Source organism: Pseudomonas helvetica (genome assembly GCF_039908645.1).
Classification (GTDB): Bacteria; Pseudomonadota; Gammaproteobacteria; order Pseudomonadales; family Pseudomonadaceae; genus Aquipseudomonas; species Aquipseudomonas helvetica.
This window is the reverse complement of sequence record NZ_CP150917.1, coordinates 2,413,802-2,439,453: the sequence shown is the minus strand read 5'-3', so window position 1 is coordinate 2,439,453 and position 25,652 is coordinate 2,413,802. Positions and strand designations below refer to the sequence as shown.

Annotated in this window: 25 protein-coding genes and 3 pseudogenes; 6 read left to right on the top strand and 22 right to left on the bottom strand. The window is 55.1% G+C overall.

The window, feature by feature from the left end:
• Window positions 1-162: 162 nt before the first annotated feature.
• The 7 genes from AABM55_RS11235 to AABM55_RS11205 all read right to left on the bottom strand — a co-directional run bounded on the left by AABM55_RS11235 (window position 163) and on the right by AABM55_RS11205 (window position 6,562).
• On the bottom strand, window positions 163-1,173 hold the full coding sequence (locus AABM55_RS11235; RefSeq protein ID WP_347929584.1) for a putative sulfate exporter family transporter: 1,011 nt from the start codon (window positions 1,171-1,173) through the stop codon (window positions 163-165).
• Complete coding sequence (locus tag AABM55_RS11230; protein WP_347929583.1) at window positions 1,170-1,496, bottom strand: Rieske 2Fe-2S domain-containing protein; 327 nt, start codon at window positions 1,494-1,496, stop codon at window positions 1,170-1,172. The genes AABM55_RS11235 and AABM55_RS11230 overlap by 4 nt, the downstream gene beginning before the upstream one ends.
• Complete coding sequence (locus AABM55_RS11225) at window positions 1,493-2,158, bottom strand: DsbA family oxidoreductase (protein ID WP_347929582.1); 666 nt, start codon at window positions 2,156-2,158, stop codon at window positions 1,493-1,495. Before AABM55_RS11225 ends, AABM55_RS11230 begins: the two co-directional genes overlap by 4 nt.
• Window positions 2,155-3,486 (bottom strand): MFS transporter, encoded by a 1,332-nt coding sequence (locus AABM55_RS11220; protein ID WP_347929581.1) that lies wholly within the window; start codon window positions 3,484-3,486, stop codon window positions 2,155-2,157. The genes AABM55_RS11225 and AABM55_RS11220 overlap by 4 nt, the downstream gene beginning before the upstream one ends.
• 92 nt (window positions 3,487-3,578) lie before the next feature.
• Window positions 3,579-4,631 (bottom strand): 3-keto-5-aminohexanoate cleavage protein, encoded by a 1,053-nt coding sequence (locus AABM55_RS11215; protein WP_347929580.1) that lies wholly within the window; start codon window positions 4,629-4,631, stop codon window positions 3,579-3,581.
• Between the two features lie 87 nt (window positions 4,632-4,718).
• The gene (locus AABM55_RS11210) at window positions 4,719-5,567 is read right to left on the bottom strand and encodes a TauD/TfdA family dioxygenase (RefSeq protein ID WP_347929579.1); all 849 of its coding nucleotides are present in this window, start codon (window positions 5,565-5,567) and stop codon (window positions 4,719-4,721) included.
• Between the two features lie 14 nt (window positions 5,568-5,581).
• The gene (locus AABM55_RS11205; protein ID WP_347929578.1) at window positions 5,582-6,562 is read right to left on the bottom strand and encodes a quinone oxidoreductase; all 981 of its coding nucleotides are present in this window, start codon (window positions 6,560-6,562) and stop codon (window positions 5,582-5,584) included.
• 245 nt (window positions 6,563-6,807) lie between these two features.
• Here AABM55_RS11205 and AABM55_RS11200 point away from each other — a divergent pair, with 245 nt between their 5' ends.
• The 3 genes from AABM55_RS11200 to AABM55_RS11190 all read left to right on the top strand — a co-directional run bounded on the left by AABM55_RS11200 (window position 6,808) and on the right by AABM55_RS11190 (window position 10,803).
• Entirely contained in the window at window positions 6,808-8,316 is a 1,509-nt protein-coding gene (locus AABM55_RS11200; protein WP_347929577.1) for a PLP-dependent aminotransferase family protein, read from the top strand.
• 112 nt (window positions 8,317-8,428) lie between these two features.
• A complete protein-coding gene (locus tag AABM55_RS11195; RefSeq protein WP_347929576.1) occupies window positions 8,429-9,499 on the top strand; it encodes a TIM barrel protein in 1,071 nt (356 codons plus the stop codon).
• Window positions 9,500-9,537: 38 nt separating this feature from the next.
• Entirely contained in the window at window positions 9,538-10,803 is a 1,266-nt protein-coding gene (locus tag AABM55_RS11190) for an MFS transporter (RefSeq protein ID WP_347929575.1), read from the top strand.
• A 212-nt stretch (window positions 10,804-11,015) separates the two neighbouring features.
• On the opposite strand, the gene AABM55_RS11185 is transcribed toward AABM55_RS11190, so the two are convergent.
• The gene (locus tag AABM55_RS11185; RefSeq protein WP_103315127.1) at window positions 11,016-11,243 is read right to left on the bottom strand and encodes a hypothetical protein; all 228 of its coding nucleotides are present in this window, start codon (window positions 11,241-11,243) and stop codon (window positions 11,016-11,018) included.
• Between the two features lie 390 nt (window positions 11,244-11,633).
• Between AABM55_RS11185 and AABM55_RS11180 the strand changes: the two genes are divergently transcribed.
• The gene (locus AABM55_RS11180; RefSeq protein WP_347929574.1) at window positions 11,634-12,245 is read left to right on the top strand and encodes a hypothetical protein; all 612 of its coding nucleotides are present in this window, start codon (window positions 11,634-11,636) and stop codon (window positions 12,243-12,245) included.
• 125 nt (window positions 12,246-12,370) lie between these two features.
• Window positions 12,371-12,472, top strand: a pseudogene (locus AABM55_RS11175) (IS5/IS1182 family transposase); the annotation flags it as partial.
• Window positions 12,473-12,620: 148 nt separating this feature from the next.
• Here the strand turns inward: AABM55_RS11175 and AABM55_RS11170 are convergent.
• The 13 genes and pseudogenes from AABM55_RS11170 to AABM55_RS11110 form a co-directional block, all read right to left on the bottom strand.
• Complete coding sequence (locus AABM55_RS11170; RefSeq protein ID WP_347929573.1) at window positions 12,621-13,010, bottom strand: hypothetical protein; 390 nt, start codon at window positions 13,008-13,010, stop codon at window positions 12,621-12,623.
• A 529-nt stretch (window positions 13,011-13,539) separates the two neighbouring features.
• Window positions 13,540-13,950, bottom strand: a complete 411-nt coding sequence (locus tag AABM55_RS11165; RefSeq protein WP_103315124.1) for a hypothetical protein — start codon at window positions 13,948-13,950, stop codon at window positions 13,540-13,542.
• 65 nt (window positions 13,951-14,015) lie between these two features.
• Complete coding sequence (locus AABM55_RS11160) at window positions 14,016-14,576, bottom strand: hypothetical protein (protein WP_347929572.1); 561 nt, start codon at window positions 14,574-14,576, stop codon at window positions 14,016-14,018.
• Window positions 14,577-14,727: 151 nt separating this feature from the next.
• Window positions 14,728-15,147 (bottom strand): RDD family protein, encoded by a 420-nt coding sequence (locus tag AABM55_RS11155; protein WP_347929571.1) that lies wholly within the window; start codon window positions 15,145-15,147, stop codon window positions 14,728-14,730.
• A gap of 150 nt (window positions 15,148-15,297) precedes the next feature.
• Window positions 15,298-15,708: a hypothetical protein gene (locus AABM55_RS11150; protein ID WP_347929570.1), complete on the bottom strand. Its 411-nt coding sequence runs from the start codon at window positions 15,706-15,708 to the stop codon at window positions 15,298-15,300.
• A 385-nt stretch (window positions 15,709-16,093) separates the two neighbouring features.
• Window positions 16,094-16,546 (bottom strand): hypothetical protein, encoded by a 453-nt coding sequence (locus AABM55_RS11145; protein ID WP_347929569.1) that lies wholly within the window; start codon window positions 16,544-16,546, stop codon window positions 16,094-16,096.
• A 150-nt stretch (window positions 16,547-16,696) separates the two neighbouring features.
• Window positions 16,697-17,160 (bottom strand): annotated as a pseudogene (locus AABM55_RS11140) (IS3 family transposase); the annotation flags it as partial.
• 138 nt (window positions 17,161-17,298) lie between these two features.
• A complete protein-coding gene (locus AABM55_RS11135) occupies window positions 17,299-17,700 on the bottom strand; it encodes a hypothetical protein (RefSeq protein WP_103315112.1) in 402 nt (133 codons plus the stop codon).
• A 127-nt stretch (window positions 17,701-17,827) separates the two neighbouring features.
• Window positions 17,828-18,316, bottom strand: a complete 489-nt coding sequence (locus AABM55_RS11130; RefSeq protein WP_347929568.1) for a tetratricopeptide repeat protein — start codon at window positions 18,314-18,316, stop codon at window positions 17,828-17,830.
• A 21-nt stretch (window positions 18,317-18,337) separates the two neighbouring features.
• On the bottom strand, window positions 18,338-18,823 hold the full coding sequence (locus AABM55_RS11125) for a hypothetical protein (RefSeq protein WP_347929567.1): 486 nt from the start codon (window positions 18,821-18,823) through the stop codon (window positions 18,338-18,340).
• A 285-nt stretch (window positions 18,824-19,108) separates the two neighbouring features.
• Window positions 19,109-19,822, bottom strand: coding sequence for a hypothetical protein (locus tag AABM55_RS11120; RefSeq protein WP_347929566.1), 714 nt, complete (start codon window positions 19,820-19,822; stop codon window positions 19,109-19,111).
• Between the two features lie 285 nt (window positions 19,823-20,107).
• Window positions 20,108-20,560 carry a hypothetical protein gene (locus tag AABM55_RS11115; RefSeq protein ID WP_347929565.1) on the bottom strand — a complete coding sequence of 151 codons (453 nt, stop codon included), beginning with the start codon at window positions 20,558-20,560 and terminating at the stop codon, window positions 20,108-20,110.
• A 3-nt stretch (window positions 20,561-20,563) separates the two neighbouring features.
• Complete coding sequence (locus AABM55_RS11110; RefSeq protein ID WP_347929564.1) at window positions 20,564-24,205, bottom strand: hemagglutinin repeat-containing protein; 3,642 nt, start codon at window positions 24,203-24,205, stop codon at window positions 20,564-20,566.
• Between the two features lie 138 nt (window positions 24,206-24,343).
• On the opposite strand from AABM55_RS11110, the pseudogene AABM55_RS11105 reads away from it, so the two are divergent.
• Window positions 24,344-24,580, top strand: a pseudogene (locus tag AABM55_RS11105) (IS4 family transposase); the annotation flags it as partial.
• A gap of 272 nt (window positions 24,581-24,852) precedes the next feature.
• On the opposite strand, the gene AABM55_RS11100 reads toward AABM55_RS11105, so the two are convergent.
• Entirely contained in the window at window positions 24,853-25,299 is a 447-nt protein-coding gene (locus AABM55_RS11100; RefSeq protein ID WP_347929563.1) for a hypothetical protein, read from the bottom strand.
• Window positions 25,300-25,652: the final 353 nt, after the last annotated feature.

Below are 25,652 nucleotides of genomic sequence, written 5' to 3'. Positions count from 1 at the left end.
CGAGGGAGCTTGCTCCCGCTGGGGTGCGAAGCGCCCCCAACAAGGCGACTGCGGTTTTTCAGAAAGTACGCGGCGACTGTTTTGGGGCTGCTACGCACCCCAGCGGGAGCAAGCTCCCTCGCCACAGGGTATCAACTGGACAGCATTGAGGCTTGGCCGGGCTTAGAGTCCCCAGTGCAGCAACAGCAACACCAGGACCGCGAGAAACACCGTCTCCCCCACCATCAGCAGGATCGGCTTGATGCCGACGGCGGCCAGCTCCTTGAGTTGGGTCTTCATGCCCAGCGCGCTGATGGAAACCACCAGGCTCCAGCGCGACAGTTCGTTGACCGAGCCCTGCACCGCCGGCGCCACCCATCCCGTGCTGTTGATACAGGCCAGCAGCAGAAAACCGACGGCGAACCACGGCAGCAACGGTGGCCGTTTGCCGGAGGTGTCGGCGCCTTGCATACGCGTGATCAGGGTTGCGCAGAGGATCACCGGCAACAGCATGGCGACCCGCATCAGCTTGACCACAGTGGCTATGTCGCCGGTCTCGGTCGACAGGCTGTAACCGGCACCGACTACCTGGGCAACATCGTGGATGGTACCGCCCAGGAACATCCCTGCAACTTGTGGCGACAACGACAGCCAGTTGGCAATCATCGGGTAAAGGATCATCGCCGTAGTGGACAGCGCCGACACCCCTATGACGGTGAACAGCGTGGCACGTTCCTTCTGCGGATGATTGGGCAGCGCCGCCGCCAGCGCCATCGCAGCCGAGGCGCCACAGATCGCGGTAGCCCCACCGGTGAGCATGCCGAACAAGCGCTGAAAGCCCAGCGCCTTGGCCGCGACTACCGACACGCCGATCGTCACCACCACCAGAATCACCACCAGAGCAAAAGGCTTCCAGCCCAGCGCGGCGATCTGTTCGAGGGTAATGCGCATGCCTAACAGGGCCACACCAATGCGCAACACGGTGCGAGCAGTGAACTCGATGCCGGCCTTGCACGCGCCGTCACTGGCCAGGAAGTTGAGCGCCATGCCCAGCAACAATGCGAACAGCATCACCGGCGCACCGTAGTGCTCGGATAAAAAGGAGGCTGCCGCTGCAACGATCAGACTGACAACGAAACCCGGCGCCAATTCGCGCGTGCGACTATGGATATGGGTGAGAGCAATGACGCTCATGGCGCGGACTCCTCAGAAATGATGACGATGAAAGTCTGGCCGTCGACGACCTCGACCGGATAACTGGCGACTTTGAGTTGGGTTGAATTGAGCAGGTAGCCGCTGCGCAGATCGAAGCGCAGGCCATGGGCGCCGCATTGAATCACCCTCCCCTCAAGGCGTCCGCCGCACAGCGAGGCGCCCTGATGCGGGCAGCTGTCGTCGATGGCGAACAAGTCGCCCTCGACGTTGAACAACGCCAGGCTTTTACTCTCGAATTCCACCAGCGCACGGCCACCCGCCTGCGGGAGTTTTCCAGCGGGCACGGGTACACGCCGATTCATGCTGGCAGCCGTGAGCGATGGCTATCGAGCAAGGCTTCGCCCATGGCGCCAAGCAGCACCTTGGCAGGCTGCGCGCCGACCACCGTCAGACGGCGGTCGAATTGAAAACACGGCACGCCGCTGCCAGCGTCTGCCTCGTTGCCGACGTAAGGATCGCCGTCACCTTGCAGAACGGAGGCCATGGCATCAGCGTCGAAGCCACACGCCCGGGCGATGGCGATCAAGGTCTCAGGGCAACCCAGGTCCTCGCCGTACTGGAAGTAGGCAGCGAACAGACGCTCAAGCAAGACATCACGTTGTGCCGTACTGCCCAGCACAGCGGCACGCTCCAGCAAGCGATGGGCATCAGCAGTATTGGGCATGGTGGCGATGCGGCTCAGGTCGATGGGCACCCCCACCGCCATCGCGGCCTGCTGCACCTGGGCCTGGCGCATGCGTACGGCTTCGGCGCTGCCCAGACGCTTGAGATAGAACTCGGCGAAGGGCTCACCCTGTACCGGCAGTTGTGGCAACAACTGCACCCCGTGCCACACCGTAGTGATATCCACCTCCGGTTGCTGGATGCGCAGCAAATCCTGCGCACATTCCAGTTGGCGCTTACCGATCAGGCACCACGGGCAGATAAAATCGAAGAACACGTCAATCCGTAAACGACCGCTCACACCTTCACCTCTGACACAGCTTCACTAATCGAATCGTTGACCCGCTCACCCGCAAGCCGGGCGATATCCTTGTGGTAATGACACTTGGCATAAAAGAACACCGCCGCTGCCGCGAGGCTAACCATGGGCACCCATTGAAAAGCAGCCTGCAAGCCGATGACGTCGGACACCCTGCCGGTGATGAATGGCCCCGGGGCCAGACCGAGCATATTGTTGGCCAGGGTCAGCGTGGCGAAGGCCGTGCCGTGGACCGAATGGTGGGTCAGGTTGGCAACCATCGCCCCGGCAGGTCCGGTGGTGCCAGCGGCAATCAGCATGCCCAGGCATATCAGCGCCAATTGCGCAGGCCCCGCCGGCAAGGCAAACGCTGCCGACAGCAACAGGCAGCTACCCAGGCAAAAAGCGATGGCCAGGGCGACCTTGCGCTCCGGCGAGTGCCGACACAGCCGGTCGCTGAGCATGCCGCACAGAATCATCCCCGCACCGCTGCACAGCACGATGATCGCCGCGACACCGCCGGCCTTGTCCGTTGCCATGTCGTAATAACGATTGAGGTAGCTGGGCATCCACACAATCACGGTGCCACCGACGAACAGTTGCAAGCCACTGCCGATATAGGCCGCGATCACTGAACGGCTGGAACACAGCGTACTCAGCGGGCGCTTGACGGCTGCAGCCACCTTGTTCGCCGCTTGAGCCGCGCGTTGCGGGGCGATGCGCGCTTCCTTGACGATAAGCGGGTAAAGCACGGCCAGCAGCAGGCCGAACAGCGCCATGCCGGCGAACGACCAGCGCCAGCCCAACTTGGCAGCGAGTACACCGCCCAGAGCCATACCCAGCACCGAGCCGAACATGCCACCCGCCATGAAGGCGCTGGCCAGGGTGGCGCGCATGTGTTTGGGAAAGACCGAAATCACTACTGCGATGCCAACGCTGCCGTAAGCCGCTTCGCCGACACCCACCATGAACCGGGCCATGAACATCTGCTGGTAGTCCTGCGCCAAGGCGCAGCCCAGGGTGGCGAGGCTCCACAACAGGGCCATCAGCGCCAGGCTTTTTACCCGACCGAAGCGATCCGCCAGCAACGACAGGGGAAATGTCAGCAGCCCCACCATCAAGGCGACAATGCCACTGAGCAGGCCGAGCTGGCCGTCGCTCAGGGCCCACTCGCCCTTGAGCATCGGGAACACCGCGTTCAGCACCTGACGCGACATGTAATCGGAAATCAACAGGCCGAACGTCAGTGCAAAGACAATCCAGGCATATTGGCGCGCAATACCGACACCACTGGCGTCGTCATCGTCCGCGGCGATTGGGTGAAAGGCCATGCAGCCTCCTCGAAACTTTGTTTTATTGTTGTTATCGAGCGTGTTGCAATGCAGCGAACGGAAGGCCATCGACCTCCCGCCTTTGTTGCCGGTCAGCCGCGTTGCGGCACACCTTTCTGGCCAGCCTTGCGGTTGGGGGCCATGCCGTTGGCCAACAGGGTTTCTTCGATACTCTGGTACTGCACACCGATGCGGTAGATCTCACGGGCTTCTTTGCCGCTGGCGATTTCGCGCCCCAGCTCATGGGCGACACGCACGGTTTGCTCGATCTGCTGCACGGAGCTGAAACGTCTGCCCTTCTGATCAATGATCGTGTCTTCGATACCCACGCGTGGGTGCAGCCCCATGGACAGCGCCATGACATTGAACGGCAGCACGTTCTTGAGCAGCGACTCGGCGGTCAGGGTGCAGCCGTCCGGCGCGCGGTGGACAAAGTTGAAGAAGTTGAACGGATTGGGGCCATCGAAACCACCGCCGATGCCGATCCAGGTCAGGTTCAACGGCCCCATGTACACGCCCTTGCGCACCAGGCGCTCCAGGGTTTCCATGGCATGCATGCCGGTCAGCTGGAAATGCGGCTGCACACCCGCCGCCATCAGCCGCCGCAAATGCTCCGCCACCCAGGCCGGGCCTGCTGGTACGGTCATCTCGCTGTAGGCCGCCTGATAGGCCGGATTCGCCAGGGACGTGCCTTCCAGGTATTCCGGATACAGCAGCTCCATGATGTTCATCTGAGTGGTGTTGATGGCCACCGTGACCTGATCCGGTTTTGGCGTCAGCTCCGCCAGCATGTGGCGCGTATCGTCAGACAGCCACTTGGCGGCTTCACCATCGCTTTCGGGCGCGAAGGAAATCGAACCACCGACCTGGATGATCATGTCCGGCACAGCTTCGCGCACACCGGCGATCAACTCGTTGAACTTGGACAGGCGCTTGGAACCCTTGCCGTCCAGTTCGCGTACATGCAGGTGCAACACCGTGGCACCGGCCTCATAGCAATCGACCGCCTTCTGCACCTGCTCATCCATGGTCAGCGGGATGTCTTCGGGGAAGTCTTCCGGCATCCACTCAGGGCCATACGGGGCCACAGTGATGACTACTTTTTCCATGTTTTCCGGGTGCAGGGAATCGTCGAAGAATTGCATGAGTTACTCCTTTTATTATGGTTGTCCGCACGCTCGGGTCGTGCCCCGGGCAAGCGTGAGTGCGAGTGCGAATGCAGAGACGGTCGATCAGTAAGTCTTGTCGCCGATGATCCCGGCACGTTCCATCTTGCGGTGGCACGGCGGGTAATCCATGACGGCGTAGTGCTGGGTACTGCGGTTGTCCCAGATGGCGATGCTGTTGGGTTTCCAGCGCCAGCGCACCTGATACTCGGGGATGTACGCCTGGCTGATCAGGTAGCGCAGCAACTCGCTCGCGCCGGGGTTGGCGTCCTGGCCAAAACGTACCCGCTCAGGGGTGTGGTAGTTACTCAAGTGGGTGGTAAAGGCGTTGACGAACAGCACCTTTTCCCCGGTTTCCGGGTGGGTACGCACCACCGGGTGCTCGGCATCCGGGTACATCGCCTTGAGCGCCAGGCGTTTTTCGATCGGCATGGCGGCACCAAAGCTCGCTTCGATACTGTGGCGGGCGCGCAGATCGGCAATCTTCACCTTGATGTCATCCGGCAAGCGCGCGTAGGCCTCCACCATGTTGGCCCACATGGTGTCGCCCCCAACCGGTGGACACTCCACACAGCGCAATACGCAGCCCATCGGCGGCGCTTCGCGCCAGGTTGCATCGGTGTGCCAGGCGTTCTCGTAGCGGTCCATCGGCTGGTCCGGGCGCTTGTAGATGCGCACCAGGCCCGGATGATCCGGGTCACTGCCAGCCACCGGATGATCCTCCAGCTCGCCGAAGCGACGGGCGAAGGCCACATGCTCGGCGCGGCTGATGTCCTGATCACGCAGGAACACCACCCGATGCTTGAGCAACTGAACCCGAATCTCGGCAAAAAGACCGTCGTCATGGAGGGCGTCAGCGAGGTTCACACCAATCAGTTCCGCGCCAATGCTGCAGGTCAACTGTTCGACTTTCATGGAGGGCGACTCCCTTAAATGACGAAGATTGATGAACCCGTGGTCTTGCGTGACTCCAGGTCGCGATGAGCCTGCACGGCATCCTGCAAAGCATAGTGCTGGTTAATCTCGATCTTGATTCGACCGCTGCCGACGAGGTCGAACAGTTCACCCGCCAGGGCGGCTTTTTCCGCCGGGTCGGCAATGTAGTCCGCCAAAGCCGGGCGGGTCATGAACAGCGAGCCTTTCATTGCCAGCAGCACCGGATCGAACGCCGGGATCGGGCCGGACGCCGTGCCGACGCACACCATCAGGCCGCGGCGCTTGAGCGAATCCAGGGAGCCCATGAAAGTATTCTTGCCGACACTGTCGAACACCACGTTGACCCCGACGCCGTCCGTCAATTCGCGAACGCGCTGGGCGACGTCTTCATGGCTGTAATTGATGACATGGTCGCAACCATGGGCCCGGGCGATTTCACCCTTGACCTCGGTGGACACGGTACCGATGACCGTCAGGCCGAGCAGCTTGGCCCATTGCGAAACGATCAGGCCCACACCACCGGCAGCAGCGTGTAGCAAAATGCTGTCGCCAGCCTTGAAATCGTAAATGCGCCGCATCAGGTACGACGATGTCAGGCCGCGCATGGTCATGGCCGCGGCCGTCTCGAAACTGATGGTTTCCGGCAGCTTGATCAGCGGCGCGGCCGGGATCAGCCGCTCAGTGCTGTAGGCCCCCAATGTATTGAGAAACCCGGTGTAGGTGACGCGGTCGCCGACCTGTACGTTGGTAACCCCCTCGCCGATTGCCTGGACCACACCGGAAGCTTCAACCCCCATGCCATTGGGCATCGGAATCGGGTAAGTGCCATTGCGAAAGTAGGTGTCGGCATAGTTCAGGCCGACTGCCACATGACGAAGACGGACCTGGCCTGGACCGGGTTCGCCGACTTCGACCTCTTCATAACGAAGAACGTCGGGACCACCGGTTTCGTAGAAGCGTACGGCTTTGGCCATGTTGTCTTATTCTCCAGTCTGCAATATTGGCGTGTCGCGTCGATTGGCGCTGATTGGACTCTAGGACGCAGTCTGACGGGCCGCTTCTCATCAGACGACAATGGCTTTTCATTTCGTGACAGCTACCGGGGGCGCGGCATCAACGCCGGTGATGGATGACTTATCCAGTGCCTCTCGATACCCTGCGCACCTCGGTGCCTGACGGTGTTCCAGGTCAAACCACTCCCCATCCAGACGAGCAAGTCATGAAATCCCCTGCAGGTTTGCTGCTGTCGGGTATTGAGCTGGACCGTGCCAGCTCCATCCCCCTGTACCGCCAACTCTATTTGCAGATTCGCCAACAGGTTCTCAGTGGAAAAATTCAAGGGGGCGTGCGCCTGCCGTCAACCCGGACCTTGAGCAAAGAGCTCGCACTGTCGCGGATCACCATCCTCAATGCCTTCGATCAGCTGATTGCCGAAGGTTTTCTGGCGTCACGGACCGGGGCCGGTACCTATGTCGGCAATGAGTGGGAAAACCGTGGAATGGCCGACGATGAACGGCAGCGCCAGCCTCCCCGCCTGTCCGATCTGAGCCAGTCCATGCTGTCGTTGCGCAGCGATCATTTTCGAGGAGTTAGCTATGCCGACTGGGATCCGGCAAGCCCTACCTCGTTCCTGCCCAGCCACAGCACTTACGACGCGTTCCCGCAACACATCTGGAAGCGCCTGATGAACCGCCACCTGCACAAGCCGACCAAGGCCATGCTCGGCTATGGCGAACTGCAAGGCTTGCTGGCTCTGCGCAAGGCGATTGCCGAATACGTCTTTGATGCCCGAGGCATCGACTGCAGTGCCGAGCAAGTGGTCATCGTTTCCGGCGCCCAACAGGCCTTTAACCTGCTGGGCATGCTGTTGCTCAATCCACAGGACAGCGTGTGGATGGAGGATCCGGGGCATATCGCGGCGCGAATCGCGCTCCAGGCCCAGGGTGGTCTGGTGGTCCCGCTGCGTATCGACGAACAGGGGATCGACATCCAGCAAGGCCTGGCTCAGTGCCCTGACGCCCGCCTGGTGTTTACCACGCCGTCTCGCCAGCATCCCCTGGGCGTCACCATGAGTTATGCGCGGCGCCAGGAACTCATCGACTGGGCTGCGCACAACCAAAGCTGGATCATCGAGGACGACTGCGACAGTGAGTTTCACTACAACGGCCGCCCCCTGCCTGCGCTCTATGCGATGGATCAATGGGCTCGGGTGATCTATGTCGGAACGTTCAGCAAAGTGCTCTTCCCCTCGCTACGACTGGGTTACGTGATACTGCCGCAGGCCTTGATCGAACCCTTCTGTACCTTGCGGGCGGTCATGGATCGCAGCCCGCCCACGCTGCTCCAGGCCGTGACGGCAGACTTCATGCGCGAAGGCCACTTCCTTGGGCACATCCGCCGTATGCGTGCGCTGTACCAGGCTCGCCAGAAAGCACTGGTCGAGCAGCTGCAGCAACGGCTGGGCGGTTTCTTCAAGATCACCCCGGTGGAAGCCGGCATGCACCTGATCGCCTGGTTGCCAGCGGAGCTGGATGACGATGCCATCGCCAAGGAACTGGCCCGGCACAACATTCACACCTATGCCCTGAGCGACTACTGCCTTGAGCATGTCCTGCCACCGGCCCTGTTGATCGGCTTTGCCGGCACGCCTGAAAGCCAGGCCGAGGAGCGCGTCGAAGCACTGGCCCAGGCCTTGTCCGACATGGGCTACCTGCAGCAGGCCACTTGAGGCAAGGCAAGTGGTCTTATGATTTAACTGATAATGGATCTATCGAGAGTTCCTGACTGGCGCGATAAAGGCTGCGCCGGCAGACCCGGCGTCTGAACCAGGAATGACTCGAATGAACAATAAGATCCAGGAACGATTCCATGCCTTGCTCAGCCATAAGGCTGTCGAGGCCGGGGCACCTCCCGCACTGACTGAAGCACTGGCCCGCCAGTTGCTCGACCGACTTGGGCAGGTGCGCCTGTTTGCCCATGCCTACCCCTTGCTGACCAACCTCACCCATGGCCGCGTCACGCCTGCCGACCTGCTGGACTTCGCCTATCGCCACGAGTTGCAGGGGCTGAGCCTGCACTTGCTCGACGGTGAGGAAAACAGCCTGAGTCAAATGACACCCGCGCAACTTCGAGCGTTTGCCGAGAAGGCCCATGCGCTCGCACTGGATGTGCACCTGGAAATCAGCAGCACCCTGAAAAAAGATGTCGATCAGGTTATCGGTATTGCCAAGGCCCTCGGGGTGCGCAACATCCGTGTTTACTCGCGCTACGAGGGAACGCTGTCACGGGTCATGGACGTGATCGAATCAGACCTGCATTACCTCGCGCAGCAAGCTGACGAGCACGATCTGTTCTTCGACTTCGAGCAGCATGAAGAACTCAAGAGTGCCGAAATCGCGCACCTGCTGAACCGCCTCGACCATCCTCGACTGCATGCCTTGTTCGACTTCGGCAACATGATCAACGCCTGCGAACAGCCCCTGCCGGCGCTCCGTACCCTGGCGCCGCACATACGCCAGACCCACCTCAAGGGCGTGCGCATCGTCCCCGAGCAAAACGGCTTCGGCCATTACGGCGTGCTGCAGGGCTGTGACGAAGATGACCTGCCCAGCGCACGCATGTTGTTCGAATTGCTGATGCTCGGCGAATCAACCCCGCAAGTGATTGCATTCATCCTCGAGCAGGAAAACCACTACGTCGCCCCGGCATTCCGCCAGACCTTCGAGGCCGCCGACCCGTTCATTGCCTATCGGGAAATGAGTGAAACGCCGCTGCCAGTCGGCTACTCGCTGGAGCGAATGCTGGCCGATGAACACCGCTGGGCGAACAACCAGGTTGCCTATGTTCGAGGTCTGCTGGCCGAGTTCCGGACCCTGGCCGAACTGACCCTGGATAACCGCGCAAACGCCTGAACCTGACGTTACTACCCGATTACGCCTGGAGAACAATAATGACAACTCGTGACAAGGCCAAATGGCTCAGATTCCTGATTCTCATCCTCGGTGGCGGCACCATCTACAAGCTGGCGAACCTCAAGGACGCCTTCTATGTGCCGATGCAAACGTTCATGGGATTGACCCATACTGAAATCGGCTTGCTGCTGAGCGCCAACGCCATTATCGCCACTGCGCTGTTTGTCGTCGGCGGCCTGCTGGCGGACCGGTACGACACACGCAAGCTGATTCCCATCGGCCTGCTCGGCACCGGCAGCCTGGGGCTCTACCTCGCGACCTTCCCGCCCTTCAGCAACCTGTTGATCGTGTTCAGCCTGTTGGCCGTCTGCGCCGATTGCATCTTTTGGCCTTCACTGCTCAAGGCCATCCGCAACCTGGGTGACGATCAGGAGCAGGGTCGGTTGTTCGGTCTTCTGGAAGGCGGGCGTGGGGTCATTGATACCCTGGTCGCCTTTTCTGCGCTGGGCGTCTTCGTCGCCATGGGCTCCGGTGAGGCCGGTCTGAAATCGGCGATCCTGTTTTACTCGGTCATCGACATTCTTGCCGGCACCCTGACCTGGTTCCTGCTCAAGGGCGGCACCGCGCAGTCGAGCGCCAAGCCGAAGAACGGTCCGTCGAACCTGCTCGAGGCCATCAAGGTCCCGGGTATCTGGCTGGTCAGCCTCAACGTGTTCATGGTCTACATCGTCTACTGCGGCCTGACCTATTTCATTCCCTACCTCAAGGACATGTACGAACTGCCCGTGGCACTGGTGGGCGCCTACGGCATCATCAATCAGTACTTTCTCAAGATCCTCGGCGGGCCTGCCGGAGGCTTCATTGCCGACAAACAGTTCAAGAGCACCAGCCGCTATCTGAAATGGGCGTTCCTGGCTTTGCTGCCGCTGATGGGCGTGATCATGCTTATCCCGAAAAGCCCGAGTTTCATCTACGCGGGCATGGCCGCCACCCTCTCCTTCGCGCTGATAGTTTTTTCCATGCGCGGTGTGTTCTGGGCGCCCATGGGTGAAATCGGCATTCCCCAGCACATCACCGGCTCAGCCTTCGGTATTGGTTGTCTGATCGGCTATGCGCCAGGCATGTTCGCCTACGTCATCTATGGTGCAATCCTCGACCATTTCCCCGGCCAGCAAGGCTACAACTATGTCTTCAGTTTGATGAGCGTATTGGCCATTCTTGGGTTCATGGTGTCCAGCCTGCTGTATCAGGCTGTCCGCAATAACGCCACGACCACCGGCGAAGTCAGCGCAGCGCGAACCTGAACATCGGCGCGGTTAGCGGAAACCGGGCCGTAGTGCCTCGTCCTGAAACAGGTGCTGCATGGGCAGCGGATCGCCCCTGCAGCAACCTCGTTATCCACGTGAGTATTCACGTCGCGGCCGGAAGCTATCCGGACGGTCACGCTGACGCCACGCGGTCTACCGACCACGATGATCGATCAACTCAAACGAGCTTCTGCCCGATCCACACCCGCTTATTTCGCCGAGGGTAGAGACAGGTGCGCAATGGCAGCTTGAGCCATTTCAATCTCGGCGATGGCATCTTCAGCATGGTCGGGCTTGACCCAATTAAACTCGGGGTCACTAATGATTGCGCGAATTGACTTCCTGCACAGCTCGTCGGCTGCCACGCCTTGTCGCCCAGCGACGGCCATTACCGTTTTAAGCGCTATCTCAAGCGCTACCACTCGATCTTCGCTCATGACACGCAACCCTCTGTGTAGAGCATTAAGCGTAGATCAATCCCAAGGTCAATGAATCATGCTCCCTGGGGCCGAAAACGAGAAAAGCCCTGCACGCGTAAACCTGCAGGGCTTTTTGGTCATGCTGATCTTACATTAAGCCGGAAAGGACTTCACTGGCCGCATGTCCTCTCGCCTGAAAGTACGCTCAAGCGTTCAACCCTCACCGGATCAACAAGCATATACAATGCGCATGAGCACATTACAAACTGGTGCCCAAAACACAAAAAGGAAGATGTGTGTTATTCCGAATCTGAACGCCACACGTTCAGTGATAGTGCTGATGCCTGGCACCCTCTCTCATTCATGCACATCTCTGACACGTTCTCGTCCCCCAGCATGAGTAAGACAATGCTTCGCTCCAACACCCGATGGTTATGGCTTTACTTCCCGATGAGCTGGATTGCCGTAGGGGGTGTGCTTCTGCACATCGTTTTCTACGACTGGACCCTTCTGACGCCCAAGGATGTCGGCGGTACCCTGTTCGGCGGTGCCATGTCCACCCAACTGTTTCTCAGCGGCTGGGCCGTTGCCACCCTCGGCCTGATAGTGGCCATCCTGCTACGGCTGCCGGGGTCGATTCTCGCCTGGATCACCGCCGGGCTTGTGCCGCTGTGCATCGGTGGCTGGTGGCAATTGAACTACCCGGACGATGCCAACGGCAATCTGCTTTACAGCCCCGTACAGGCCGATATCACGATTGCCATGCTGATCGGTGCAGCGATCCTGGCCAGCGGTTTGTATGCCCGTTCCAGGGCAAAAACGGCGTCCAGAAACGCGTCACTCTCCGGGCTGAAAATATTCGGGAAAACCGTGGCTGCAGCAACGTTGAGCGCATTTTTTATAGCCGTGCCACTGACCTTCCTCAAGCAGCAGGCATTGCCCTATTGCGCCTTCAGCAAGGAAGGTCAGCAGTTGTCGGTCTGTTTGAGCAAGGAGGATGTACATACGATTGTGGAATAAACACGCTGATGCCTACTGGCTAGACGTTTACGTGACCAGAGTAAAACATGCCCCCGAGCTCCATGTTCAACGTCTGGCGTCAATCAGTAGATCGGATGGCATGTACCTGATGGCTTTCGCAATGCGCAAACAATATGGCGAACGTGACACAGCTCGATCAGTCGCTTCATGGCGAAGAAACTTACGTCTGCGGCGATACGGGAGACACCAAAGTGGGTAAGCGCCCGTAGCGTGGACCAATCCCCCTGAAACAGTACGACTAGAGGAAAGATCCATGAGTTAAGGACAGGAAAGATCTGTTTTTCGACCAACTCATGATTTTTTGAACCTCAAGTAGCGAGGGCATGAAAAATCGGTAGGTACTTCAGTCCTTCCTTAGAGCGCACTAAACAACGCAAATACACCCACCACGGCCCACAGCACTGACACATACTGCATGGGCACATAAAACAACGTGTGTTTCTTGCGAAAGATCACTTCGCCACCCGTGTTTTTATCTATGTAGGTTTTGCCCGGCTGGTTATTCAGCTTGTGGCCAATATAGGCGTTGACGGCCGCACCAACCAATAGACCGACTCCCAGCCCAAGCCCATTGAAGAGCCCAGCGAAAGGCACAATGCAGAGCAGCGGGATAAGAATCGAAAGAACACCCCAGCCTTGCCAAATAATAAAAAACATAACACGTCCCTGGTTAATTTTTGAGGCGCGCAATCTAACAAAAAAGTGGCGCCGCGGCAATAACTTGAAATCAATTACCAGCAACATGATGAATCATGCGAACAAAGGCCCTGATTAACGAATAAAACGTGTCATTCGACAATCGCCCCCCCGTCAACCGGGCCTCGTTTATTTCACTGTCAACGTCTATTTCGACGGATGTATTTTTACCGAACGCCTTGTCAGGGCATAAGCCTGATGGCTCAGTAGTTGACGCAGAGTGAATTAGCCCTCGGGTACACAGTGTCGTCAAGCCTGATCACGCCGTCACGAACCAATGAAAGAGCCGCAGCAACCAGGGAGGGTCTGAAGTAGTCATGTATTTCTGGCTGACTCCAGCCTCTGCCGATCTTGAACGCGGCGAATCAATCAAAGACGATCAGGTCACTCGCTCATTTCTGTGTTTTTAGCCACTGCGAGCACCTCGCGGCAACCATTCCCCACATTACAGGCGCACCTCTCTCGCACTCGTCAGTAAATATCTACGCGCCATCCACAAGTTCGACAGCGCAAACGGTGTCACCCCTTTTAGATGTACGTCACCCGCGCAGCTCTATGGCTGCTCGTACAGGCAGGCTTAACCGCGAATGCGGCGCTCAGTGAACTCATAATCTTCCTGGCAATCGCCGGAAGGGTCTGACGCCACATTCACGTAATGCACCGTGTCGGCATCGATCAACTTGTAGGTGTAGACATCTGGCAAACGCACTCCATCAGTTCTCAATTCGTTCTTGCCATTGGCGGCCGACCAGCGGCCATGTTCGGTTTGAATCGGCTGGGTCTGCTGGGCATCCCGGAAAAAGGTGATGGTGAAGCTGCCGTCGGGCTTGAAGTCATTGTTCCAGGATAGGAACTGGCATTTGCCGTTTTCTGCCCGCAGACCTTTCCACGAACCAATCAAGGATGGATCGTTGACCGGCTTGTTGGCGGCGCAGCCACCTAACGTTGCAGCCAGGACGATAAGGCTCAGGGAGAAATTCCGTTTCACGTAGTGCTTCCTTCTTCAAATGGATTCTGTGTGTTGCGATGGCCCAGCGTTGACTTAAATCGGTCTCAAAGGCCCGGTACGCTCGCGACGGGAATACGCGTTTCTGACTGAGTGACATCGTAGACTTGCTGTTCACAGCGGTCATCCACAAACTGAAACTCCACCAGATAGACCTTGCTTCGTTCCGGTGTGAAAGTGCTTCTGACCGGGCCACATCGGTAGCGACTGCCAATGCTCTCGCCACTGGCGTAACCTGATACCACGAACGGTTGATCGGCGTCGGCTTGTACTTCCAACTGCGGGAAGTGCTTCAAAGTGGCGCTGTGGACCGTTTCGTTAAGCGTGGCAATCCAGCCAAACACCTTGCCCCGGCCAGTATCCGCAACAGTTCCCTGCACATCCATTCGCTGGTCAGGATCCGTTGCGCGCCTGATCGAAAACTCGACTGGGAAGGTGGCACCCGACGCTTTCATGATGACCTTGGCGTGTTGCGTATCGACGGTCACTTTGTCCTGGTGCAGTTGGATGCCGTTATTGAGCAAACTGGGGGAAGAGTCTCTGACGTTGGATTTACACCCTGGCAACGTCAGAATCAGGCTCAACATCAGCAGTAAAGTTTTTTTCATGAACACTCCATGTACATCATTAAAAATTACTTGCCGCCCGACTGGGGTGTCTCAGGAGCAGACAACGTTGCCTGTTCCTTTTGCACTTCATCAGCAGCCGTGAGAAGAAGGGACCGCATTTAATATTCTACGATGCCGACAGACATGACGTCTATTTCACGTTGATCACCACTGTCGATGCGAGCATATCCCCCAATCTTTTCCGGGATCCAAAAAATATGAACATCCAGTCTATTAAGGACAGAGAAAACTTCAGGAAATTACGATTAAATGATTGAAGGTAACTGCACCCTAAAAGACTAAACTCATCAACAGCTGAAATCTTCATCATTTTTTTGCCAATGCTTTGACCATCCCAGATAGCGTCAGAAAACAAAAAATATCCGCCGCCGAATACCATACCCGAGAGAGAGGCAATACTGTACAGGCCTACAAAGCTCAAAACCATGATGTTGACAGACATCAGAAAGAGGACGATGACTGAGTCAATGATCTGAGCAGCTAATCGACGGATTAGACTGGCCAAATCGGGAGAGTGTTGCTGTGCGCGCCCATCCATTCTGAACTCCATGTTATCTCTTGACTGCCAGATCATTGTAATAAATAACTGAAAAGCAGGCAGATTTATTTTTGATGCGCCTGACAGGACTATAACCTTACTCACGCATAAAAAATAAATCCATCCCCTTTTAGGTCCCTTTTAGGTCCTAGCCCATAGAAATCATTGAACACCACTATATGGATCACCAACAGAATCTCCGAACTCAGCTATTGCACCTCTAATTTCCTCAGCAACCTCCAACGATAAGACTTTAAAATCCTGAGCCAATATAAAATTAAAAAACCCCACAAGACCAAGTCTTGCAGTGATAGCGATAGCACCTTCAACAATTTCTAAATCACTGCCATCCCAGTACGATATTAAAATACTCTCCAAGTCACTTCTCAAGGAGTCACATAAAATCGTATACGTATGCCACTGACGATCACTAAGCTCAAGTAGAACATTTACAACATCGAATTTATTACACTTAGTATCCGCGCCACTTTCAACAATCCCTAAAAACTCAATATACAACTCACCCTCTGACATAGAGTCTGGCAAAGAGCAGTAATACGAAAAATCTTTCATTTCTAAAAACCCGCAGAAATTTAAAAGGGAGCGGATTTATTTTCGATGCGCCTGACAGAACTATCACCTTACTCACGCATAAAAAATAAATCCGTCCCCTTTTAGATGTTCACAGCGCTAGGTCAGGCGGCTGATCTGCCGCCTGACGGGCGAAGCCCCCCCGTTCGCCGTGACTGCGAACGGTTGCTCGACCGGCTGAGCCCACGCATTCATCTGCCGATCAGCATCTACCTAATCAAGCACCAGGATCCGCGACTGGCCTATTGCAATGAGGCGGCGCGGATCAGTTGAGCAGTGCGCCACTCGATCCAGTGAACCGAAGTTCCAGGTGCTGGCACACGTGCGTCGGCTGCGTCTTTCAGGATCTAATCATCAGTCATCACGTTTACTTGACCAACACTTTATCGATTTCCTGAACCAGGGACCTTGGTGCGGGCGTATCGGCATACACCTGAGCCATCTCCATTGGGTCGACCATTGGCGTGGTCACCCCGTCGAAGGAAAAACCGCCGACCACATAACGTGTGAAGGTCGGCGACGCCGGGTCTTCGTCGACCTGCCAATACCCGTCATACCGTGTCGCCAGGTACTCGCCGATGTAGTAACCGATACGGGTAATGAACCAGACCCGGTTGGCCTCGCTGATCACTGCACTTCGAAAACCGCTGTCCAATTGGGCCAAAAATTTCCCGGGAGTGTTCAGGACCTCGTGAGGTTGTTCAAACCCCAGGCTGGTGCAGAACTCATGGAGCACCGGCAGGCGCTCGGACTTGAATGCTGCAAAACCAGCCTTGCGACGCGCCAGCAATTGCTCGTCTGCCCCTTCAAAATTGTCCATCCAGCCCTCATCAATCAATTATGAATAAGCACATCAATTTTATTTTAACCGAAAAGGGGACGGATTTATTTTCGATGCGCCTGACAGGACTATCACCTTACTCACGCTGTCTAGTCCTGAAATAGGTTTACACCTGTTTCACTTCAACGCCCGGTTGCGCTTGTAATAAGCCTGACGGGAAATCCCCATGAACTGGCAAGCCCGACTAATGCTCAGGTCTTGGATCTGCCCTTGGGAGAGGACTTGCCGGATCGCTTTTTTACGACAGAAACACCGAAGTCGTTCTTCAAAACATCAACGACAGCTTCGAAAAACTGAGCTTTCTGGTTGGCTTGGGCCAGCTTTTCTTCAAGCTCTTTGATTCGCTGTTCGGGTGTCAGTGGTTTATCGGGCTCATCCATGGAACGGGGTCTCTTGGAGCGAATGGACGCGCCTTGACTCCAGTCCTGCCGACCATGCCTGCGTAACCAGTTCAGTACGGTCGATTTACCCTGAATGCCATAGCGCTCTTGAGCCTCTTTATAACTCAACTCGCCTTTTTCGACCTGATCGACGACCGACAATTTAAAGGTCCGCGTGTAGTCACGCTGACTGCGCCTTTTTCCTGTATTCATTACTCCCTCCTGAGAATGGGTCAGAAGGTGTAAACCTTATTCAGGACGAGACATCGGCAAGGGTTGAGGTACGGAGGAATGGGCACCCGAAGAAGGTTAAGTAAGTGCCATTCAAATCCGTCCCCTTTAGGTCTTACTTTAAGCATTCAACACTGTAAAGCTTACATCACCGGACTTCAAAAATTCTTGAAAACAAGAAATAACGATATCTATATTTCTTGTGACAAAACTCGCCGGATAGTAATCGCCCAGAACATCAACCAGTTTTGCTCCAGTCGACGCATTATTAAGAGTACGCACAACATGCTCACCATCATCAAGGTATTGGTTCAGCATCAGAATATAATTTCCAGAATCAGCATAAAGATTGATTTCGTAAGGTCCGACTTCAGGCGCCGGGGAAATAGACAACGAAGCGACGCCGTCGACTTTACTATATTTACATATAATGGACCTTACATCTTCCATGGTCGGCTGATCAATGAGAGGGATTTGCGATCTGCCATGCTCAGGACTAAGGGTATACCCTCCGATGATCATCTATTTTTTCTCCTTAATAGACTTCATACCTGACTCCCAGTAATCACGAAAAGGGGACGGATTTATTTTCGATGCGCCTGACAGGACTATCACCTTACTCACGCATAAAAAATAAATCCGTCCCCTTTTAGGTCCATTGCTGATTTCTCAGTAAGCCAAGGCGACTCAAAATCAATTTTTTTAAATTCTCCTCTGGATTAAATTCAAGACATTTTTTAAGATCCGCAACGGCAGCCCTATCATCACCCAACTCGTGAAAAACATCAGACCGATTATAGTAGGTCCATGGGTAGTTTGGATTCAATTCGATAGCTTTAGCAAAATACCTGAGCGCATCTGAAAACCGCTTCAACTCTAAATAGATTGTAGCCACAGTGCTATAAGCTGACGCATCAGCATACCCAAGAGCAAAAGCTCGCTCCAGATCACTGAGCGCCATATCGGACCTCTTCAGCATCGCATACACTGTACCACGATCAGCATATGCCAAAGCATTGTCTGGGTCGACTTGAATGACATCCCCGTATAAACCAAGTGCATCATCCGCCCGACCCTGGGACAGGAATAGTCTCGCCCTCATACAAAAAACCGATAGATCAATCTTCTTTTCACTCATACAACTGTTCCTCGATGACTCTCATATTTTTTTTGCATTAGCACTCACCTTTTCAATTAGACTCGATAAATAAGCTTCCATGACATCGAAGCGGATCGCCGTCGCATACGGGCGTTTGGGGTCTTGCCGTGAACACGCCCTAATCGAAGATGGAATATCCTCCCTTAGCCACAACTCCTTATATTGAAATATAGCATATGAAGTTCCTTCGATCTCCTCCACGACCATATGACCGCGCCAAGCATTTTCATACAATTCCCCAGAAATTGATTTAACAAATAAAATAGCCTGATCCCCCACAATCAAAGCCATATCTCCCCATGTCCCACCAGATCGAACGAACTCAACCTCTGAACCAAGGAAGGTGCTATCAATCCCTTTCCCTGTCGTATATATTTTTTCAATTTTCGCCCGTAATACTTGCGGGCGCGGCGCATCAACAATCTTGACAAAAACAAGATCATATCTCGCCACTTTCTCAGATAAAAATCCTAATTCCTCGCTCACTTTTGTGGCCTCCACTGCGTCCCAACCTGCTCAAGCTTGGGTATATAAATCATCATAACTCCGGAATTTTCCGGGATCGGTATGTCAAGTCTACTTGGAAAGGTGGCGCAATTAAAATAGCAACCGACGGCTGCAGCTACTGCTCCACCATTTATACACGAAAAGGGGACGGATTTATTTTCGATGAGCCTGACAGGACTATCACCTTGCTAACGCATATAAAATAAATCCGTCCCCTTTTAGACCGTAAATTCAAATAAACCCCTTTCCTTCAATATATGCCCACTAGACCAGCCCCAAGATCGGCTTGATCTGCTCATTCATTTGTACAAAAATTTCATAGGACATGTTCGGGTCATCATTGAGAATTAAATAGACCCCACCCATCAGCGGTACCGCCATACGACACTTGCCTTCCAATCGTGCAATTACTTCATCAGGGCCATAGCCTAGAGCACGCTGACAAAGGGCTGCATCCCAGAACTGGGCAGGATATAGCGTATAAATATTGTTGCGCCCATCAATATCTAAAGTTTTGTCCTCACGCAACTGATTATAAACCGCATTGTCATCGTTCAACCCTCCTTGATAATACAAACCATACAGATCATAGGATACATGAGCTCTATATCCCTTGAACGCCTCAATCACTTTTGGTAAGTGCTCATTCACAACAAGTTTATAATCAACAGCCTTGTTTGATATCTTAAATCCAAACCGCAAGTGTTCGTCATAGGAGGCCCTATCTTCATATATGTATCGATCACCACGATACGCATAGCCCCCCACACACCGGAGGCCTCTGATGGGAAGTTTAACTGTATAGGTAGCAACTAACCCGTCGCCGCAACTCGGGGTAGCCGGAAGCTCAAGACCCGCAAACCCTAAAGGAGCACCAATCCGAGACATCCTATCCATGATTTCAGCATGTCGCTGATTTATAGATAGAGTTTTATCAGGACACGTATAAAACCATAGTTCTATATCTGCTGCACTCATGGGGTTCTTGTCCTAGTACTAACAATGCTATCGAAACCACTGGACCGAATGAAAGCTTTAGCCTGCGCCTCAACTTTTTTGTTCCAATTTAAAAGGGGATGGATTTATTTTCGATGCACCTGACAGGACTATCACCTTACTCACGCATATAAAATAAATCCGTCCCCTTTTAGGTTATTCAAATCCGCCCCCCCTTTTAGGTCAATACTTTCTTTGCTGACCAAAGAAGCCCGTCGCCTCGCTCTCTAACGCCGCTCCTGTCGCTTTTGCACCTAGTGGTAAATCTTAATCAATAGACTCTATTTGAAACACCAAAGTAGAAAAGTCTATTGCTTCAGTACCTCCACTACACTCCAAATTTATTATGCGACCCTCCTCACTGATTACCATCCCTGCATTTCCAACCCAGGCCTGAACAATATCGTTCACACGCCATACATTCCAAATTTTTAATTCGCAATCTGTTTTGGATAGCACCGAAAAAAAAACAGACTCCGGGCTAGTATCTTCCCATAGAATAATTTCAGAGTGACGTTGGTCATTTACCTCCAGTTCACCTTTTACTACTTTTAAACGTAAACCAGCTACAGGCTGCATGGATGACTTCAATCTTCGAGCCAAAAAATTGCTTCGACCTGATTTAATTTTTTTTTGAAAGATCGGGTACACAAGACGCTCACCTACTTGAACAGGTGCCCCTCGTGTACGTTGAAAAGCTGAAGAAAGCGTTTCTGTCATTTCTTAGTATCCTGGCTTTCTGTATGGATCGACAGCGGAGTGGTCTTGCGGCCAACGAGGAACAAAGTCTTTACCACCATCCCGAGCAGGAATGGGCTCGTGACTCAGCTCCATAGACTCAATACCCCCTTTATCTGCGTTGTATCGCTGAGGTGCGAGTCCTTTACTCATGCGATCCAGATTCTCTGGACCATATGTATTTGCCGCGTTGGGAGCAGCAGCCTCGTTTTTCCAAAACCTAGACCGAACAGCAGACCAGGAGGGGTCGTTGCCTTTAGCCGTTTGATTATAAACATCATCACCAACCTTCCATCCACTCTTCACTGGAGGGTTGTCGATCTGACCAGATGCTTTTGCACCATCGAAACTCGCATCGTTAGCCGCAGACTTACCAATACCTACAACTCCAGTTTCTCCAGAAACCAAACCGGATGGAGTTGCTTTTGCACCAACCTCTGCCGTTTCTCCTACACTCTTTGCCACTAGCCCGCTACTAAAGTCCCCAACGTCACCTGCAACCTGCCCATTAAAAACCATCGTTTTTGAAGTATAGTCTCCAGAAAGCTTTACGCTATACGGACCTTGAGAACTGTACCATGGAGGCGTCCCGATCGGAGCTTTTACGGGGGAAGCAGCCTCTGCCGCATCTGCTGCCCATTTTGCACCAAGCTGCTCCACCTCTGCTGCAGCTTGCCTCTTCGCAAACACCCCCAAAACAGCGTCAACGACAATTTTACCCGGTTTCACCCCCGCCATCGAAAGAAGAAAATCATCAAAAGCGCTTACCGTCCCCACCCCCTTCCCAGCCACAACCGATAACCGTTCAGCAGCATCACCTACAACAGAATCGAACTGGCGCGGAATTTCATTGGAGTACTGGCTCGTCTGAGCCTGGCCGTATTGCTTCCACTGTTCATAGACCGTTACTTCTCCATAGGAGCCAAACACATTGAACAACGCGGAGTCCTTGAGCTGCGCCGGGGTAGAGTTGAATGCATACACCGGTGCACCATCGGCCACAATCTGACGACCGTTGCTCCAGGTCAGCGGAATTTTTTGAGCGGCCAGTTTAGTAACCACGTCATAGGCAACGCCCATGTCCATCGCAAACCCTTCGGACTCAGTATCGTTTCCGCTGGCCCGCTGCACCAATGCTTTCAAACGAACACGGTCAACCGCATCCACCTGTGCGCCACTGGCAATCAACAGGAGGTCTTCCCATCGAGCACCCGACTCAGTAACTTTGTTTTTTTCCAGTTCTGCTGCCTTTTCCTTCAGCAGAGGAATTTCCTGATCTGGGTGTAATCGGCGGTTAAAAGCGTCTACCCCAGCCGCGCTATTACCCGCAACAACAGCCCCTGTTATCCCATTACTCGTCCCCACTGATGCGCCCAATCCTGCAGCGATCATGGTTATCAACGCATCCTGATCCTTGTCTTTGATTTCGCTTTTACCCACGGTATCAGCGATAGCAGGCATCAATGCAGCCGAAGCGCCTGCCCCCAAAGCACCGCTTGTGGCACTGCCACTCGACAACCCCATCGCAGCACCCGCCAATGCATGCAACAGCACCCGCGCAGCACCACCTTCAGCCCAGGCGGCTCTAGTTGCGTCATCCGTCGCATTGCGTTTCTGCGTCTCTGCATAGTCGCCAATCTTATTGAAGGTATCCGCCGCCGTGGTATTGGCCACGATCCCCACCGCTGTCGCGCCTCCCGCCCCACCCAATCCAGCAGCGATCAGGCCCGTGGCAATATCGGCCATAAGCCGCTTGTCGCCACCAATGTTCCAACTGGCCGCATCTGCCGCAGCCGCGTTCGCGGCCGCTAGCTGCGCATCCGACATCCCCTCTTTCGACTCTTTCGCCTCTTTTACCAGATTATTCGCAGCATCCGACTTGGCTTTGGCCACCGCGCCTACGATGCCGGTGGCCAGTTGCACGGTGCTTTGAATAAGGTCGATTCGCTCCTGCATCGCCTTCTGGTCAGGCTTGTCCAGCTTCTGATTGGCGTTCGCGGTATCGCGATTGAGTCCGACCAGATCATTCGCGCCCTCGGCGCTACGCACGACTATCGTGCCTTCGCTGACCGCACTGCGTGTGCTGCTGTGGTCCGAGTCGCTCAGCGACAGCGGAATGCTACCCCCCAGCGTCGACCCGGATTTACTGCTATAGGACACGCTCAAGCCAGCCGACTGACTCGTGATCTCGCTGACGTTTTTAATGTCACTGACAATCAACCGATTCGTGTCCAGCAGGTTCTTGTCCGCAGACGCCTCACTGGCAATCACCGCGCCTTGCAGCGTGGTCTTGTCGCCGACATGAATGTTGTAACCACCCGCCCCGGCGAACAGCCCGCTCTGATCCGTCACGGCCTCGTAGTTGCTGTTCATGTTGCCGGCGGCCAGGCTGGCGGAAGCCGTCACGGGCGAGCCGTAGCAGAACGGCGGAATGCAAATGCTCCCACCGAAACCGGCACTGCCCTGCTCGCTCTTCTGGGTCTCGCTGTCTTGGCGCGAGGTGATAGTGAGGTTGCCGCCAATATCCGCCTTGATGCTCTGCGCCCGGACCTGCGCGCCAGCCAGGGTGGTGTCCTGTCCACTGCGCAGGACCAGCGAGCCGGTATCCAGCGTGCTGTTGACCTGGGTGACCGAATCGCCGGTGCCCATGCTCTTGGCGATGGACGCGCCCAGGTCGAGGGTGAAGCCATTCTGTTCGCCGATATTGAAACTGACACCAATGGCGGTTCTGTCGTTATTGCTGTCGTTGGCCCACTTCGCGGTGCTCTGCGCGCTTTCCAGGGTGATGTTGTTCTTCGCCTGCAACAGCGTATCGGCCGCTTTCAGGCTACTGCCGATGACATGAATATCGCCCGCCATTCCCGGCGCGCTGCCATCGGCGATGATCGTCAGGGTTTTACCGGCCGTGAGCGAGCTTTGCTTGGCGGTCTGGCTGTCGTATTCGCTGGTGCTGGTGTTGTGGGTGCTCGCCAGTTCGGTGCCGATCTTGATCAACGAGCCATTGCTGCCGGAACCGCCTTTCTTATCCGCATAGCCCGACCGACCATCGTAGGCATCCGACGACGCGCCCCCCAGGTTGTAACCCGCCAACGCCGCCTGCGCCCACTTCACCGCCTTGAGTCGAGGATCATCCGCGCTGTTCGCGGCTTTGATCGCGCTACGCATGGTGTTGATGCTATCGATCACCATGCCGCCCACCACTCGCCCCACCGCCAGGCTGCGGCTCTCGTCGGTGCTGTTCTGACTCGCGCTTGCCATACCGGCGGCGAGGGTCACATTGGCACCGGTCAGGCTCATGCTCTGGGTGCTGACCAGGTCGCTGGCGGTCACCCCGAGCGTGCGACCAGCGTTGAGCGACACATTGCCGGCACTGGAACCGAGGGTGCTGCCGGTCAAGGTGGTTTCCGAGGAGTCACCGGTATGGTTCTGGCTGCTGGTGGACAAATGCTGGTTGCCGGTCATGTCATCGAGGCCCAGCTTGTTCCCCGTCAACACGCCGGTGAAGTCGTGGTTCTTTTCCTTGTGCAGTTCGTCGCGACTGAAGGTGTTTTGCGCCGCGTCGATCTGCAGGTCGCGCCCCGCGCTCACCGAGAGGTCCGCGGTGCTCACCAGTGACGAGCCGCGCACCAGCCCGTCTGACCGAAAGGGGACGGATTCTGAGAAAACCCTGCTTTTTCTTACAACAAATCAAGACGTTAGGAATTGAAGAGACCTGCACGGGTCGGCAGCTTGTATTGCACCACACAAAAACGAGATCCCGATCCCATGCAGGCCATCCGATTTTTACACGGCGCGCTCGCGCAAGCACTTCCCGCTGTCCATTCTCGCCGTCTGAAAACGTTGATGTGTTGTGTCGGCGCATTGCTCCAAGGTCGTCGGCTCACTCTGACAGGACTTGGGCGTTTCATGCCGGGCCGGGCCTATCCCAAACATGCCATCAAACGAGTGGATCGGCTGCTGGGCAATCACCATCTACAGGCGGAACGCTCGCTGTTTTACTGGCACAGCGGGCGCGGCTCAAACTCTCGAAAAACCTTGGAGAGACTTGAGCACGCGTTACGAGACGAGGTATGTCAACAGGCGCAAGTTTTGGAGTAGATTTGTGGGGATTCCTCAGAATCCGCCCCCTTTTAGGTCACCATCGTCTGGGGATCCTTCCTATTGGCCATGACTGAGCAACTGGTCGAGCTGCTGAAAGAAGCACGACGCAGGCGTAGTAGATCTAATGCTGGGGCCAGCAGCTAAAAGGCTATACCGCACAAAACAGCCTCAGATTAGGGTTCTGACAAAACCAAAAGCACAGCTTCAAAAATACCTGTTCCATCATCAATAGCTGATGATGCCTCATATATTGCTTCCGCCGCTGCCATAAGAGAATCTTCTCCGCCGGCTAAGGACAGCGTCGATACAGCCCGCGCCTGGCTAAACAGTTGAAGGGCAGCTACATCTAAGCCCTGCTCATCATCCAACCTGTCTTGCAAGTCAAAGTATTGCTCATCTAACTTTGCAGCCAAACTATCTAACTCAGATATCTGTTCAACCGTCAGTTTACCCCCGCAACGTAGTTGCTCAAGGGAGTCAACAACAATAGGCATACCTACTGAAACCGCCTGAAAAGCAAGCTCACAAGCAACCCTGACCGCACTTCGTTGCTGTTCTTGGCTAGCTGTTTTCAGCCTTTCTACAAGGCCTTTTTCAACCGTTTCTAAACGCATAATCATTGCTTAGCCTTTGGTAGTGGTTTTAATGGCATTGACACGTTGGCCCCTGTAGGCTCAATTACATTCTGACATGAAGCGCAGACTGGTCTCGTCGCACCAACATCAACAACTTTCAATCCGTTAGCACTGGCATAACTAACAATGTCGGCCTCTGCGTGACCAGTTCCAACTACTACTTTCTCGCCTTCTTGCAAACTCACTCCAGGGCGAAGATAACCACGAGGCTCGCTAGTACTGACTAGAACAGAGCGAATACCATTCGCATCCTCCACAACAGCAACACCCATAGTTATTCGGCCCTGGGAGTTTGCAGGTATTTGTGACTGAATTTCACTTACACGATTTTGGATAAG